We start from the raw sequence: 15,205 nt of genomic DNA, 5'->3' as shown, positions 1-15,205 counted from the left end.
TTGGTTAAGTTGGCCCCCTTCTCATCCAATGCGGACATGGTCGACAAAGAGCCGATCTCTGCCCAGGTTCATCGGCGATCCCTTCTGGCTCAACCCTGAACGCGCGTTTTCAGCCGCCTGCGGATGCGGCTCAGGCTGATGGGGGTGATCCCCAGATAGGCGGCAATCTGGTGATCCGGTACCCTGGCATCCAGCGCGGGGAAGCTTCGCAGAAAATGCTGATAGCGCGCCTCTGGGCCCCCGGTCAGCAGCAACAGCTCTTTCTCCTCCTTGATGCGCAGTTGCACTTCAAGGAGATGGTGATACCAGGCGGGCCAGCAAGGGAGTCGGCGCAGATCCGCCAGCGGAAGAAGCTGCAATCGGCAAGGCTCCAGCGCCTCCACACTGTAGCGGGCGGGCTCACCACTGAGCAGGTGGTGGAAGTCGATAAACTCGTCCCCCTCCCAATAGAACTCCTTGATGTACTCGCGGCCATCCGCCAGCACCACCTTGGCCCGCAACAACCCCTCCTCCACCCTGACCAGCAGCGCCGGACTGTCACCTGCATGCCAGAGGCAGGTGCGAGGGGGCAAGGTCAGGGAGCGGACAAAAGAGAGGAGGCGCTCGGCCTCCTGCTCATCTGCAACCCGTTCCCAGACAAAGGGGGGTCTGTCGGTCATCGTCTTGTCAGACGCGGCGCTGGCGCACGGCTTCGAACAGGCAGACACCGCTCGCCACCGAGACGTTGAGGCTGGATACCGCCCCCGCCATGGGGATGCTCACCAGCTCGTCGCAATGTTCGCGGGTCAGGCGGCGCATCCCCTTGCCTTCGGCCCCCATCACCAGCGCCATGGGACCGGTGAGTTTGGCCTGATAAAGATCGTGATCCGCCTCGCCGGCGGTACCCACGATCCAGACGCCGCGCTCCTGCAGCTCGCGCAGGCTGCGGGCCAGGTTGGTGACCTGGATGAGCGGCACCACTTCGGCAGCGCCACAGGCGACCTTGCGCACCACGGACGTGAGGCCTGTGGCCTTGTCCCGCGGCACGATCACCGCATGTACCCCGGCCGCATCGGCACTGCGCAGACAGGCGCCGAGATTGTGCGGGTCGGTCACCCCGTCCAGTACCAGCAGGAAGGGCGCTGTCTCTTGCGCCGCCAGACCGTCCAGCAGGCTGGCCAGGTCGTGCTCGGCCAGCTTGGGCGCTTCAATCACCTTGGCCATGATGCCCTGGTGATTGTTGCCTTCCGCCTTGTCATCCAGCGTCTTGCGGTTCACGCTCTGCACCCTGATACCGAGGGACTCCAGCTCGGCCAGCAGGGGATGCAGCCGCTCGTCATCGCGGCCCTTGAGAGCCCACACCTCGATGAAGCGCTCGGGGGTGCGCTCCAGCAGCGCGGAGACGGCGTGAATGCCGTAGATCAGTTCAGTACTCATTTAGTGCTCTTGGCCTTGTCGCGAGCCTTTTTGCTCGGTCGTCTGTTGCTGGGCTTGGCACGGCCACCCTTGTCGGATTTGCCGCTCTCCTTGCCCTCTTTGCGTTTCTCGTGGCGCTGGGCGCTCTTGGCCTTCTCTTTCTTGATCTCGGCCTGCTTGCGCGCCATCTCCTTGGCGTTCTTGCCGGTGGCCTTGAGGGGCTCTTCCACCATCACGAAGTCGATCTTGCGATCGTCCAGGTTCACGCCCATCACCTTGACCCGCACCTTGTCACCCAGACGATAGCGACGGCGGAAGTTCTCGCCGATCAGCTGCTGGTGCAGCGGGTCGAACTGGTAGTAGTCGTTGGTGAGGGTGCTGACGTGCACCAGACCGTCGATGTGGATCTCCGCCAGACGCACGAAGAAGCCAAAACCGGTGACGCTGGCGATGACGCCGTCAAACTCGTCACCCACGTGATCCAGCATGTACTCGCACTTGAGCCAGTCTGCCACGTCGCGGGTGGCATCATCGGCACGGCGCTCCGTCATGGAGCAGTGCTCGCCCATGGGGTCCACTTCTTCCAGCTGGTAGTGGTAGCCACCGCTCGGAGTCCACTTGTGACGCAGGTTGGCCTGCTGCTCCTTGGCGGTCTGGTACTTGATCGCCCGGTGCAGGATGAGATCCGGGTAGCGACGGATCGGCGAGGTGAAGTGAGCGTAGGACTTCAGGGCCAAGCCGAAGTGACCGATGTTGTCGGCCTGATAGATGGCCTGGCGCATGGAGCGCAGCAGCATGGTGGAGAGCAATTCCGCATCCGGGCGCCCTTCGAATTTGGCGGCCAGGTCGGCAAAGTCCTTCGGCTCGGGCTCCAGGCCCCCCTTGAGCTCCAGACCCAGTTCGGCCAGGAAGTCGCGGAAGCCGGTGAGACGCTCCTCGCCCGGGCGGTCGTGCACCCGGAACAGGGCGGCGGCCTCGTTCTTCTCGATGTAGCGGGCGGCAGCCACGTTCGCCTGGATCATGCACTCTTCGATGATCTTGTGGGCGTCATTGCGCACCAGCGGTACGATACGGTCGATCTTGCGCTGGGCGTTGAAGATGAAGCGGGTCTCCTCGCTTTCGAACTCCACCGCACCGCGTTGATGACGGGCATGCTTGAGCGCCTTGTAGAGGTTGCTCAGCTCCTCGATGTGGCCCACCAGCGGATCATACTGCTGACGCAGCTTGGGATCCCCGTCCAGGATCGCCGCTACCTTGGTGTAGGTCAGGCGAGCGTGGGAGTTCATTACCGCTTCGTAGAACTTGTAGCCGGACATGCGGCCGGCGGCGGAGATGGTCATCTCGCACACCATGCAGAGCCGGTCAACCTGCGGGTTCAGGGAACACAGACCGTTGGAGAGCACCTCCGGCAGCATGGGCACCACGAACTCGGGGAAATAGACCGAGTTGCCGCGCTGATAGGCTTCGGTGTCGAGGGCCGTGCCCGGTTTCACATAGGCAGAAACGTCGGCAATAGCGACCCACAGGCGCCAGCCGCCTCCGCGCTTGGCTTCACAGAAGACGGCGTCATCGAAGTCACGGGCATCTTCCCCGTCGATGGTCACCAGCGGCAGGGCGCGCAGGTCGATGCGGCCCTCTTTGGCCTTCTCCGGTACCTGCTCGCCGAGACCGGCGACCTCCTTGGTCACCTCTTCCGGCCAGGTGTGCGGAATGCCGTGGGTACGCAGGGCGATCTCGATCTCCATACCGGGAGCCATGTTCTCACCCAGGACTTCCAAGACGGTACCGACCGCATTGAAGCGGGCAGTGGCGCGCTGGTTGATGCGCACGACCACGACCTGGCTCTGGCGAGCCCCCTTGTTCTCCCCTTCCGGGATGATGATGTCCTGACCGATGCGGCTGTCATCGGGTACAACAAAACCGACGCCGTTCTCGACGAAGTAACGACCGACGATGTCCGCCTCGCGGGATTTGAGCAGGCGCACCAGACGCGCTTCCTGACGACCCTTGCGATCGATCTCGGTCGGCTGCACCAGGGCATAGTCGCCATGCATCAGGCGCTGCATCTCGCGGTTGTTCAGGAAGAGATCCGCTCCACCACCCTCGGGGCGCAGAAAACCGAATCCATCTTTGTGGCCAAGCACATAGCCTTTGACCAGATTCAGGCGATCCGGCAGGGCGTAACATTGGTTGCGGGTGAACACGAGCTGCCCGTCGCGCTCCATGGCGCGCAGACGACGTCGCAAGGCTTCCAACGGCTCTTCATCGGTCAGCTTGAGGACCTTGGCCAGCTCTTCCCGGGACATGGGTTTTTCATGGCCCTTGATGAGCTCCAGCAGCATCTCGCGACTGGCGATGGGGTTTTCGTATTTTTCGGCCTCGCGTTGGAGGAAAGGATCTTTTTGAGACATAAGCAGGCCTTAGGGTAGGTAATAACGCAGACATTATATCGGAGGGGGGAGCTAATGGCATCCATCGACTGCCTTTTGGCCATTCTCTCTGTCATACTGGACACAGTTTGCAGGTATGTGAGACTCGGAACTCATGAGCAAGGACTCGTTCGCCCAATCTGCCGCCTATTTGAAACAGGCGGTTCCCCTGATGATCAAGTATCAAATTCCCACCACGCCGAACAACTATCACCTTTGGTACAGCTATGTCTCCGGCGACATGCCCGAACTCAACCATGCCGTCGATCAGGCGATAAAACAGCAGGGAACCTTCTCCCTGACCACCTGTGAGCGTCTCTACCACCAGCACCTTGCGGCCCAGGACGAGCAGCAGATGGAGGCGATGAAACTCAATCTGGCCGCCATGGCCAGCGAGCTGAGTCACTCGATGCAGGATGCCATCTCCGATACCGGGCTGTTTCAGGAGATGCTCGACAAGAGTTTCGACAAGCTGAGCAAGATAGACGACGAGGGGCTCAGCCTGGAAGACACCATGGGGATCCTGCGGGATCTCGTGCGCGAATCGCGTGACGTACGCATGTCCACCCTCCACTTTCGCAACCAGCTCAGCAGCGCCGAGAAAGAGATAAAGGAGCTGAAACAGGCCCTGAACGAGACGAGAAAGCTGGCCACCGAGGACCCGCTCACGTCTCTGCTCAATCGACGCGCCTTCGATCTCGAGATGGACAGCCTCATCCGCAGCAAGCAGCCCTTCTCGCTGATCCTGACCGATATCGATCGCTTCAAGAACTTCAACGACGAATACGGACATCTGCTGGGGGACCAGGTGCTGCGCATCGTCGGCAAGCGGCTGCGAGAGGCCAGCAAGGAGGGCATAACCGCCTATCGCCTGGGGGGTGAGGAGTTTGCCCTCTTGGTGCCAAACCGCGCCCTGGCGCTGACCCGCCAGATGGCCGAGAGCCTGCGTCGCGTCATCGAGCGGATGTCGATTCTGGATCGCAAATCCGGGCGACGCATCGATCACATCACCGCCTCGTTCGGCGTGGGGGAATACATCCCTCAGGAGACGGCAGACACCCTGATCGAGCGTACCGACAAGCTGCTCTACAAGGCCAAGGAGCTGGGACGCAATCGGGTGATGCCACTGCCCTCCTGATCCCACCAGATGCAAAAAGGCCGGTCATTGACCGGCCTTTTTCAAGCTTCCCTTCTCGGGATCAGAGGCTTTTCAGCTTCTCTTCCGGCAGGGCCAGCTCGTCATTGTGGTTGACACCGATACCGCGCTCCAGCACATGGCGGGCGATGGCATGGGCCTCTTCCAGCGAGTGCATGCTGTAAGTACCGCACTGGTATTCGTTCAGCTCGGGGATCTTGCCCTGATCCTGCACGGTCAGCACGTCGCTCATGGCGGCCTGCCAGGCAGCGCCAACACGGGCTTCATCCGGCGCACCGATCAGGCTCATGTAGAAGCCGGTGCGGCAACCCATGGGAGAGATGTCGATGATCTCCACCCCATTCCCATTGAGATGATCACGCATGAAGCCGGCAAAAAGATGCTCCAGGGTATGGATGCCGCGCTCGGAGAGGATCTCCTCGTTCGGCACGCAGAAACGCAGGTCGAACACGGTGATGGTGTCCTTGTTCGGGGTCTGCATGGTCTTCGCCACTCGCACTGCCGGGGCGGCCATGCGGGTATGGTCGACGGTAAAACTGTCCAATAACGGCATTTCTGACTCCTGATTTGGTTACCAGAACCAGCCCCCGCTGGAGAGCTGATCCTTGCATTGTCGATACTGGGCACCGTAGCGCTGGGCACGGGCCTCCACCTTGCGGGAGACCTTCATCAGCCATCCCTTGCTGCGGTAGCTGCCACGTCGGTAGCCCCCCCAGCCTTCGTGATAATTGAGATACTGGCCATAGGCATCCCACTTGGACGTGCCGTTGAGCCGCTGTGCCTTGTGAGTGTACCAGCCCATGAAATCGATGGCGTCGGCAAAGTCGTCGCGATCGCTCCAGCTGTTGCCGGTTTCCCGCTGGTAGTCGGCCCAGGTTTCGTCTTTCACCTGGGCATAGCCGTAGGCTGAACTGGCCCGCCCGGTGGGGATGAAGAGGAAATACTGCATCGGCGGCTGGGCATCATGCACGAAGGAAGATTCCTGGTACATCATGGCCATCACTACCTGGACAGGTGTCCCCCACTTCTCGTTCATCTTGAGCGCCGCCTCGTGCCACTCGGGTTTCTCCCGAAAGATCTGGCACAGGTTTTCCGGCTGGGCCGGCGGCCGGGTACTGCACGCGGTGAGTGCCATCAAGCACGCCGCCACGACCCCGATACGGTACAACGACATCAGAACGACAGACTCTTGCTGTTCATCACAGGGCACATCCACCACATCAGATCGCGTCTTCGTTCTCTTCACCAGTACGAATACGAATGACGCGTTCCACCTCGCAGACGAAGATCTTGCCATCGCCGATCTTGCCGGTACGCGCTGTGTTCTGGATGGCTTCCAGGCAGGCATCGAGATCCTCGTCCTGCACCACCAGCTCCACCTTGACCTTGGGCAGGAAGTCGACCATGTACTCGGCACCGCGATAGAGCTCGGTATGGCCCTTCTGGCGGCCGAACCCCTTGACCTCGGACACTGTCATGCCGTTGATGCCGATCTCGGCCAGGGCCTCGCGTACATCGTCCAGCTTGAACGGTTTGATGATGGCTTCAATCTTCTTCATGGTGACTCCTTACCAGTTCTGTTTGCCGAACCCGGACGTGATGGGATAGCGGCGGTCCTTACCAAAGTTGCGAGCAGTGATGCGGGGGCCGACGGCGGCCTGACGGCGCTTGTATTCGTTGAGATCCACCAGGCGGATCACCTTGCGTACCACCGCCTCTTCGAAACCTTCCGCCACCATGTCGGCGACAGACGCATCCTCTTCCACGTAGCGCTTGAGGATGGCATCCAGAATGTCATAGGGGGGCAGGCTGTCCTGGTCCACCTGATCCGGTGCCAGTTCGGCCGACGGGGGACGATCGATGACCCGCTGCGGGATCACGTACTCCACGCTGTTGCGATATTCGCACAGCTTGAAGACCAGGGTCTTGGGGACGTCCTTGAGCACATCAAAGCCACCCGCCATGTCGCCATACAGCGTGGCGTATCCCACGGCCATCTCGCTCTTGTTGCCAGTGGTCAGCACGATACGGCGGCGCTTGTTGGACAGCGCCATCAAGAGCACACCGCGGCAGCGGGCCTGCAGGTTCTCTTCGGTGGTGTCGCGGGCGGTGCCTTCAAACAGAGGTGCCAGCTGGGTCATGAAGCCTTCGAACATGGGTTCGATGGAGATGATGTTGAACTCCACCCTCATCCGCTCGGCCTGCTCCTTGGCATCCTCCACGCTCATTTGGGCGGTGTAGCGGAACGGCATCATCACCGCCTGCACCTTGTTCGCCCCGATGGCGTCGGCCGCAATGGCCAGGGTCAGCGCCGAGTCGATGCCGCCGGAGAGGCCCAGCACGGCGCCCTGAAAACCGTTCTTGGTGACATAGTCGCGCACCGCCAGCACCAGGGCCTGATAGGTCTCGGCCAACGGCTCCAGCGGCGCGGCGGGTTCCCGCTCCTTCACCGGCTGACCATCGGCAAAGCGCACCAGCGCCAGCTCTTCGGCAAACGGAGCAAGCTTGTGGGTCAGCTCGCCCTGGCTGTTGAACACTTTGGAGCAGCCATCGAAGATCAGCTCGTCCTGGCCGCATACCTGGTTGAGGTAGATGAGCGGTAGGCCGGTCTGATCGCAGCGTTCCGCCATCAGTTCGCGGCGGATCCAGGGTTTTTCCTGATCATAAGGAGAGGCATTGATGGTGAGCAGCAGCTCGGCCCCCGCCGCCTTGGCGGCCAGCGCCGGACCCGGCTGCCAGAGATCTTCGCAGATGAGCAAACCCAGCTGATGGCCACGGAACGACACCACACAGGTATCGGTCGCCGCAGTGAAGTAGCGCTTCTCGTCGAACACCCCGTAGTTGGGCAAGTCCTGTTTGAAATAACGTGCCCGCAGTTGACCGAGCTCATAGAGAGACGCCGTATTGTAAAGCGCCCCCTCTTCGCGCCAGGGATGGCCCACCAGAATGGCACATTGTCCCTGCCATGCCGCGATGCGGGACAGAGCGGCCTCGACCCGGATCATCAGGTCGGCGCGCAACAGCAGATCCTCAGGCGGGTATCCTGTCAAGGCCAGCTCGGAGCAAACCAGCAGATCGGCCCCTTGCTGATCGGCCAGGGCTGCTGCCGCCAGTACCTTGTCACAGTTATCTTCGATGGCGCCTACCGTCAGATTTAACTGGGCAAGCATCAGAGAGAGGGCTTTTGCCATGGCGATGCATCTTGAATTCGAAAATGATGGGGAATGATAAAGAAAAGGCGCTGGCTGTGCCAGCTCAACACTTGGGCTTTGCGCTGGTGTTCTGGCTGTCTGGAGATAAGATGTAACTAATCGAGGGAGATATTGCCATGATCAAGGACGAGAAAGGATTCACCCTGCTGGAACTGATGATCGCCGTCAGTCTGGGGGTCATCTTGCTTGGTATTGGTGCACCGGCCATGTCGAGCCTGCTCAATGAGAATGCCTTGAAATTTGAATCTCGCACACTCTTGAAATATCTGCGTTTTGCTCGTAGCCAAGCCATCGACAACCAGCAATCTGTCACTGTGTGCCTTGCCAATGCCAGTGACAATTGTGTCACCGCCAATCCGACCCAATTCCTCGTGTTCGTCGACGGTAATGGCAATGACATTTTCAATAACGGTGAGCAGATTCTGGCAAGAAGCCCTCAGCTATCTGACTCGCTGACTGCTGCAAACAATCGAACTTCCACTACCTTCAGCCCTGATGGCACCAGCCTGGGTACCAATGCCACCATCACGCTGTGTCGTTCAGGAAATGCCCAGATAAATCTGGTCATCTCTCCCTCCGGCCGCACCACCCAATCTACCCAGGCAAATATCTGCCTCTGAATGAAGTCCTTCGCTATCGCAGTTGACGGGCATCCTGTTGCTGACCCTCTTTTGACTGGAAATTTTCCTCCGCAGTGCGGCATTCCAGGATTTTCTTCACAGGCTGTACCGCACCATCCACCTCGTATCCTCTTTGTTTGAATTTATCCTGCACCGCCTTTGGCGTGTTGTCTGCCACAGTACCGTGCAGGACAACCTTCTGGCCGTTAACCAGCTCGACATAACATTTTATGTCATCTGCCAAGACGGACCCGGATAACAAGAGGCACAAACCCAACACCCCGCTGCGTGTTTTCATTGCGCCTCTCCTTCGTAGAGGTAAATTTTCTTGGGCGACATATCCATCTCAGCCTCCTCTGCCCCCTGGTTGCACTCTCCCGCTCCGGTACAACGCTCAGGCTCACCATCCCCTTCATCTTTCAGGATGACCTCTTCCCCGACACCGCCTCCAATAATGCGGATCTTGGCATCGTCTCCTGCATGCACCACCAAATCGTCGGCAACCTTGTTCTGTACTTCGACATAACGCTCAGGTGTCTGGTTGCCTTCAAGATCAACCACATAACGGAAGGAACTGCCATAATGCATGTCTACCATGTATTGGCGTGCAGCCCCGATGGATTGAATGGTGCATTGCTGGAACGACTGCACTTGCGGCAGGAACGAGGTGAAGTAAAGCTTGCCCTGAAGTACGACCCCGGCCCCCATGGATTTCTCACCCGGTTCGTTCAACCAATTGACCCACCCTTTGGCAGTGGTAATTCCCGCCTTGGTCGCCAATATTCCATCCGTATTTGTCTGGGCAGACAAAGGATCAGAGGTCACATCATAGAGGTCAGTAATCAAGATGGGGCTTCTCGCCTGCGCATTGGCGGCACGCGGCACGACATCATAATCACGCAACATGAAATAGCCATTGCGGACAGTCGCTTCCGAGGAAGGACGATTGCGATCACCACTGCCGATCAGCACAGCATCAAAGGGGCGATCCTGATAGGAATAGACCGTATTTCCCCCCACCACCGTACTCGTCACTTCCTTGTTGATGGTGCGCACCACTATGGGCTGCGTAAAGAAGCGGCGATCAGCGGCCTGAGTGCTGTCGGACCCCAGACTGGCAAATTTGAATACCCGCCAATCTGATTTGGTGGCATTAGGGAGATCCATGCGCCAGATATTGCCTCCGGTATCCCCCGCATAGATGCGGTCAGTCTTGCCATCACCATCACTATCCAGCGTTGCGACGGAGCCCGGCATGCTGTCTGTCATGCCGCTGACCTGTAAATGATCTGAGGTCGGGGTGTTCGCTGGCGTTGCGCTAAATATCAAGGCACCCGTGTCGGCATTGACGATGTAAATACCTCTGCCCATGCTGTCATTCGTCCCCAACCCCTCGACACTCTTGTTGGTGTCATAGCCTCCCGCAAAAATCAGAACAGGAATGGGATTGCCTTCTCCATCATTAACTCCAGGCACAAACGCGACTTCAGGCACCGACCAGGTCAAACCCAGTTCGCCGAAGCCCGTCGTCTGGGAGTTCAGGTGCCATTTCAGCGTCGGCGTATTGGGGCTGGAGATATCGAAGGCGTAATAGGCTTTGCCACCGCTCCTCAATCCGGTGAACACCCAAACGAAGTCATTCTCGGAAGATTTCAACACCCCATTGCGATTGGCATCTTTGACAAGGGCGACAGGAGAGGAGTCAACACCATAAATATGGTCCGCAGATTCGGCGTTGATACGCAATGCCCTCTGATTGGCCATGAACTCATAAGGTATCGCAGCCCAGCTTTCGTCTATGGTGCTCCCCATATCCTTAAACATATGAAGGAAGCCCGCATTAGTCCCAAACAAGATCCGCAAGTCGGGCGCATCGGCCGGGTTGCCGGATTGAGGGCCATAATTCAGCACCAGGGGTCGGGAGTGCAGAGGGTCTCCCATGATGTGGCTGCGGATCAGGGTCGACGTATCAAAATCTTCGTCGTCGACATCCAGCCCCTTGGTCCAGTTGATCAGGGAATCGAGTTCAGTCGTCGTATCGGCCTGCATGAAAGTCATGAGCGCGGCCTCACTGCCCGCCTGCGTCACCAGATTGGCCTTGGTCAACGGATCGAGGTGATTCTGGGCATTGTTGATGACATAGAGGCTGCGACTGCTTTTTGCCGCCAGCATCTCTTGGGCCCCCCCTTCAGCCACCTTGTTGCCATCACGGCCGGATGACCAGAAGGTCTGGGCGCTGTCGATGATGGTGCCATCAAACTTGATAGCGGGCAGACCTCGGCTGTCAGCCACATAACCGTCAGGAGAAAAGATCAGTTTTTTCAGATTGCCCCGCCATCTGGGACCATCATCCGGCTCAAACATGGCGTAATAGATGTTGTTGAGACTGCGAGTCCGGTCAAAGTTGTTGCTGGCAATCGCAGGGGACACCAGTGAGGTATTGATACGTAGGATCGCCAGCAAAGAGGCCTTTAGCGCGTCGGTCAAGGCTGAGGCATCGGTCGCTGGGTAGTACTCACCACCTCCCCGTCTGGCCGTCTCCGCCAGCAGATTACCCGCCCCCGAGATGGCTTCATCACCGAATCCGACGGTAAAGGTGGTCACAGTCTGGGTCCCTGGTGAAACAGCATTGACATCCTTGTGCTTCATATAACCGGCCAAGGCAGCCAGATAGCTGCTGGACCTGTTCCCTGAACCATAAGAAACGGCAGTCCCGTAAGCCGCTTTTTCATCGCTGGACAATGTAGTTATCAGTCCCTGGACAAGGGTATTCGCATCACCGTCCTGGGTCGGCTCTCCATCGGTGATATAGATGACATAACCGTTGTTTGAGCAGTTATCATAGGGGGCTTGATAGGTGCCTGTCGGGCTTTCGGCTGTCGTATCTCGCGTGCCTCCTTGCAAGCCATAAACAACGCTTCGTCCCCCAAAGAATTGATATGCCTCACTCAACGTCTCGCATAGCGGTGTATTGGTACTGGCGGTCAAACCTTCAACCCGGTCCAGCAGGTCCTGCTCCCCCGTCTTGCCATTTGCCAAGGTAATCTCACTGCCTAATATATCCCTGACAATGCGTCCACCATTATTATCGCTATCATCATTTCTATTAAAGATAGCCAGACCGAAGTCCACCCCTGGCGTGGATGAAATCAAGCCTTTCACTGCATCTTTGGCAATACGGAGTCGAGACTCCACTGAGTATCCAGTTGGGCCATGATACCAGCGAATATAATTGGCGGAATAAATGGTCACAGCCGTATTGCTGGCATTTACTGCATTGCTCTTGTTCGTCGTATAAAACCATTCCCCCCTATTGCGCCTTGTCTTGTCTACCGGATAGCCAGCTCCTACCGACCAATTCCCTGTATAAGGGTTATCCGGGTTGCTTGCCGTAATATCCTGCTTGCAATCGACCAGATTGATATCGTTCTCTTGATCACCGCTGAGCGAATTCCATTCACCCCGACCGTCTCCTGGAGGGTTACCACTCGTAACCTCATAACTCCACATTTGCGACTGAAAATAACCAATATTCGACAATGGCATTTTTGACGTCGCACAGGCATTCAGCTTGTCGGAGAATCGCCTGTTGGTGTTGATTGTAGGAACACTTCCATCCGTTGAAAAATAGATATATTTTTTGCTATTACTGGAATCTGGGTCATTACTCAGGGCCGGATATACCGTAGCCGGATTATAGGCCTCTTTGATCTGCTCCATGGTGTCTCTCATGCTGCCCGAGTTATCAAATATCAGCAGCACCTTGGGGCGAAAATCCCCCGCCTTGTTGAAGTCATAAATAAACAGCTCGGTGTCATCAGCCCTTGTCGATGTCACCGACAATACAAGGCTACACCAGCATAAAATTACTCCCAGTTGTCGTAACCACATATCCTTCGCTCCTATTTTGTGAGCAGTGGCTGTTCTACGCCCGCGGTCCAAGTCAGCGGACGAACATATTTTCCATAATTCACATTGGCCTGCAGTTCGACATATTTGCACGCAGGAATCACATTGCTGCTGCTGGCGTCAACCTTGCGCTTGCAGACGGTTTCGGTGCGATTGGTAAGATCGACAGCCGCCGAAGCATTGCTGCTATTGACGCTGATCGCCGCACTGGCCCCCAGAGTGGAGCCCATGCCAGCAATCACAGTCGATATGTTGTTGCTCTGCATCGCGGCTTCGATGATGCCTTCGAGTCGGTGCTCTGCCTGGCGGAAGCTGGCAGACGAGCCTGCCATCTTGAGGTCTTGCCCCGAAGATTGCATCACCACCACGGCAATCAGGGTCAGGGGCACCAGAATGATCAGGGCTATGATCAGAGCCACACCGCTCTGGGATTTCATTTCCCTCCTCCTGCAATCACCGCTGGATTACGTAATGAGACACTGGATTCCAAGAGCAAGCGACGATAACCATCGCCATTTCCAAAAACTGGTACATCACCAACTTGATAGATATTGTTATTTACATAACTACTAGACGCTTGCAGTGAACGCACCAAGATAAAGACACGAGCCGCTACGACACGCCCTTCGCTCCAGTCTTGTTCGGTCACATTATTGGTATTGGTATAGCGCTCTATCACACCATCAGGGATCGTACTCTCATCAATGCCAAGCAATACAGTTAATCCTTGAATTCCTTCAGCAATAGGACCACTAATAAGTAGTGACCCGCCATTTGGAGTAAGAATACGCTTCCTTAACTCTGGAATATTATTTGATTTATTGAGCACAGTGTAATACATGAAATGCTGATACTCCCATAGTTGAGGATCAGGCATTTCGATTACCTCACTTGGAATTGGGTCAGATTCATCAACCATGGCGAATAAGTTAGCTAGCTGAGTAGTAGTCGCCAAATAATAACGATTGCCATCTAACTCTGAATCTATAGTCTGCGGGCGGCCGACTAATCTCTTAATACTAATTACATCTGTGTTTTTTATAAATGACCATTTCGAACTATCCGTAGGAATACAGCTTGCATCTCCTCCAGTCAAACCTCCTGAGTCATTAACTCTCATGACTAACAATGCACGAACACCAGTATTTGAAGGCAGACTCCCACAAGTACTTGTAATACCGCCTAAAAGCGTCACACCCTGCCCCGTTGCCATGGGGGAACCGGTGTAGTCCCCCCAGAAGCCCGCCCACTTCAGGTCCTGGGTCACCAGACGCATCGCAATACGCCCATTCTCCTGCAACTCGCTCTGATCGAAAGCATCCTCCGTTGTGGCACGGGAAGCCACGAAGATGCTGAGGCCCCCGCCCACCAGAAATACGCCGATCAACATGGCAATCAACCATTCAATCAGGGTGAAGCCGCGGGCATTCATAGTGTGGTCGTCAGTACGAACTGACGCCTCTGTCTGTCTGCCGCATTGCCCAGCCCACAACTGTTGCGCACCGCGGCAACTGCACCGGCACCATCGGACAAAGACTCCCGCCCCTGCCAGAAGATCCCTATGGTCAAACTGTTGTTGGCGCCACGAATCACGCAGCCTACCGGAGATTGCAGAGGTGACGCGGCACCGGATACCGCGGTTCCCAGCAGGGACTGCTGCCAGTAGAAGAGGTCCAGTGCCTGCCGCTCTGTCCTGCTGCAATCCGACATGGTGCCATTGTTGTTGGCACAGCTCGGCATATCCAGGATCGCGTTGCCGGATACCACTGTCGTTCCCTGACCAGCCCAGCTGTCTTTGTTGATCCTGGCGCGTTCCACCAGATCATTGGCTAGCCAGATGGCGATGGTGCGCTGACGCGCTTCGTAGCTGGAAAACTTGGCGGTGACCTGCATGGCAACCAATCCCAGCAAGCCGAAGGAGAGCACCACGGCCGCAATCAGCACCTCCAGCAGGCTGAATCCCCTTATGTGTCGATGACGCAGTGGTTTCATCGCCTAGTCCCAGCAAGCATTGTTGACAGTATCCCCGAGCCGCGTGGCACTCCGGGTACCATCCTGGTCGATGGAGAAAATGATGCAGTCGCTGTCTGACCCCTGTGCACCAGAGGCCGTGGCAAACAGGATGTATGTATTGACCCCGGCCGAGATGACCAGGTGATAGAAGCCGGATTCGGAGTTCTCCGAGATATTCAAGTCGGCTGCGGATGAGGTATACCGATTGAAATCCATAAAATAGGTTTCTTGTCTGTTGGCGGCGTCCAACAGCATTTTTTTGGCATCAATTCGGTGGCTGGACAGCAGGTAACGCTGATAGGAGGGATAGGCAATAGTGCCAAGAATCGCCACGATTGCGACGACAATCATCAATTCAATGAGAGAAAAGCCTCGATAGAACCCAATCATATCCCATCCTTGGTGACTGGCGGTTCATATAGTCTAATGCCGGATAGGTCGCAACGACAAATCCGGCATCAGGAACATAAC

Annotated in this window: 15 protein-coding genes; 2 read left to right on the top strand and 13 right to left on the bottom strand. The window is 57.0% G+C overall.

The genetic code is table 11. The annotated features are described in order from the left end of the window. Window positions 1-89: 89 nt before the first annotated feature. Genes AB5Y50_RS15595 through rnr form a run of 3 tightly spaced genes read right to left on the bottom strand, consistent with a single transcriptional unit; the run spans window position 90 to window position 3,806 of the window. Window positions 90-659, bottom strand: coding sequence for a Crp/Fnr family transcriptional regulator (locus AB5Y50_RS15595; RefSeq protein ID WP_049636453.1), 570 nt, complete (start codon window positions 657-659; stop codon window positions 90-92). A 7-nt stretch (window positions 660-666) separates the two neighbouring features. Next, window positions 667-1,416, bottom strand: coding sequence for a 23S rRNA (guanosine(2251)-2'-O)-methyltransferase RlmB (gene rlmB / locus AB5Y50_RS15590; RefSeq protein WP_041214488.1), 750 nt, complete (start codon window positions 1,414-1,416; stop codon window positions 667-669). Next, window positions 1,413-3,806, bottom strand: a complete 2,394-nt coding sequence (gene rnr / locus AB5Y50_RS15585) for a ribonuclease R (protein ID WP_049636454.1) — start codon at window positions 3,804-3,806, stop codon at window positions 1,413-1,415. Before rnr ends, rlmB begins: the two co-directional genes overlap by 4 nt. 133 nt (window positions 3,807-3,939) lie before the next feature. Here rnr and AB5Y50_RS15580 point away from each other — a divergent pair, with 133 nt between their 5' ends. Beyond that, the gene (locus tag AB5Y50_RS15580) at window positions 3,940-4,962 is read left to right on the top strand and encodes a GGDEF domain-containing protein (RefSeq protein ID WP_041214487.1); all 1,023 of its coding nucleotides are present in this window, start codon (window positions 3,940-3,942) and stop codon (window positions 4,960-4,962) included. Between the two features lie 61 nt (window positions 4,963-5,023). On the opposite strand, the gene luxS is transcribed toward AB5Y50_RS15580, so the two are convergent. Genes luxS through AB5Y50_RS15560 form a run of 4 tightly spaced genes read right to left on the bottom strand, consistent with a single transcriptional unit; the run spans window position 5,024 to window position 8,171 of the window. Further along, complete coding sequence (gene luxS, locus AB5Y50_RS15575) at window positions 5,024-5,533, bottom strand: S-ribosylhomocysteine lyase (protein ID WP_010673112.1); 510 nt, start codon at window positions 5,531-5,533, stop codon at window positions 5,024-5,026. Between the two features lie 18 nt (window positions 5,534-5,551). Beyond that, a complete protein-coding gene (locus AB5Y50_RS15570; protein ID WP_049636455.1) occupies window positions 5,552-6,154 on the bottom strand; it encodes a transglycosylase SLT domain-containing protein in 603 nt (200 codons plus the stop codon). A 46-nt stretch (window positions 6,155-6,200) separates the two neighbouring features. Next, a complete protein-coding gene (gene glnB / locus AB5Y50_RS15565; protein WP_005308848.1) occupies window positions 6,201-6,539 on the bottom strand; it encodes a nitrogen regulatory protein P-II in 339 nt (112 codons plus the stop codon). Window positions 6,540-6,548: 9 nt separating this feature from the next. Next, window positions 6,549-8,171 (bottom strand): NAD+ synthase, encoded by a 1,623-nt coding sequence (locus tag AB5Y50_RS15560; protein ID WP_049636456.1) that lies wholly within the window; start codon window positions 8,169-8,171, stop codon window positions 6,549-6,551. Between the two features lie 137 nt (window positions 8,172-8,308). Here AB5Y50_RS15560 and AB5Y50_RS15555 point away from each other — a divergent pair, with 137 nt between their 5' ends. Then, window positions 8,309-8,812: a GspH/FimT family pseudopilin gene (locus tag AB5Y50_RS15555; protein ID WP_010673109.1), complete on the top strand. Its 504-nt coding sequence runs from the start codon at window positions 8,309-8,311 to the stop codon at window positions 8,810-8,812. 13 nt (window positions 8,813-8,825) lie between these two features. Here AB5Y50_RS15555 and AB5Y50_RS15550 read toward each other — a convergent pair whose 3' ends face one another. From AB5Y50_RS15550 to tppA, 6 genes are read right to left on the bottom strand one after another with little or no spacing between them, the layout of a single operon-like run. Then, window positions 8,826-9,110, bottom strand: a complete 285-nt coding sequence (locus tag AB5Y50_RS15550; protein WP_041210962.1) for a TapY2 family type IVa secretion system protein — start codon at window positions 9,108-9,110, stop codon at window positions 8,826-8,828. After that, window positions 9,107-12,703 carry a PilC/PilY family type IV pilus protein gene (locus AB5Y50_RS15545; RefSeq protein WP_319882797.1) on the bottom strand — a complete coding sequence of 1,199 codons (3,597 nt, stop codon included), beginning with the start codon at window positions 12,701-12,703 and terminating at the stop codon, window positions 9,107-9,109. Before AB5Y50_RS15545 ends, AB5Y50_RS15550 begins: the two co-directional genes overlap by 4 nt. An 11-nt stretch (window positions 12,704-12,714) precedes the next feature. Beyond that, complete coding sequence (gene tppD / locus AB5Y50_RS15540) at window positions 12,715-13,158, bottom strand: type IVa pilus pseudopilin TppD (RefSeq protein WP_223919959.1); 444 nt, start codon at window positions 13,156-13,158, stop codon at window positions 12,715-12,717. Further along, window positions 13,155-14,153 (bottom strand): PilW family protein, encoded by a 999-nt coding sequence (locus tag AB5Y50_RS15535; RefSeq protein ID WP_223919958.1) that lies wholly within the window; start codon window positions 14,151-14,153, stop codon window positions 13,155-13,157. Before AB5Y50_RS15535 ends, tppD begins: the two co-directional genes overlap by 4 nt. Then, on the bottom strand, window positions 14,150-14,713 hold the full coding sequence (gene pilV / locus AB5Y50_RS15530; RefSeq protein WP_049636458.1) for a type IV pilus modification protein PilV: 564 nt from the start codon (window positions 14,711-14,713) through the stop codon (window positions 14,150-14,152). Before pilV ends, AB5Y50_RS15535 begins: the two co-directional genes overlap by 4 nt. A 3-nt stretch (window positions 14,714-14,716) precedes the next feature. Then, entirely contained in the window at window positions 14,717-15,124 is a 408-nt protein-coding gene (tppA, locus tag AB5Y50_RS15525; RefSeq protein ID WP_039039991.1) for a type IVa pilus pseudopilin TppA, read from the bottom strand. Window positions 15,125-15,205 lie beyond the last annotated feature (81 nt).

Source organism: Aeromonas sp. s6, assembly GCF_040907815.1.
GTDB lineage: Bacteria > Pseudomonadota > Gammaproteobacteria > Enterobacterales > Aeromonadaceae > Aeromonas > Aeromonas caviae.
Note: the sequence above shows the minus strand (reverse complement) of the source record. Positions and strands in the feature narration are given on the sequence as shown.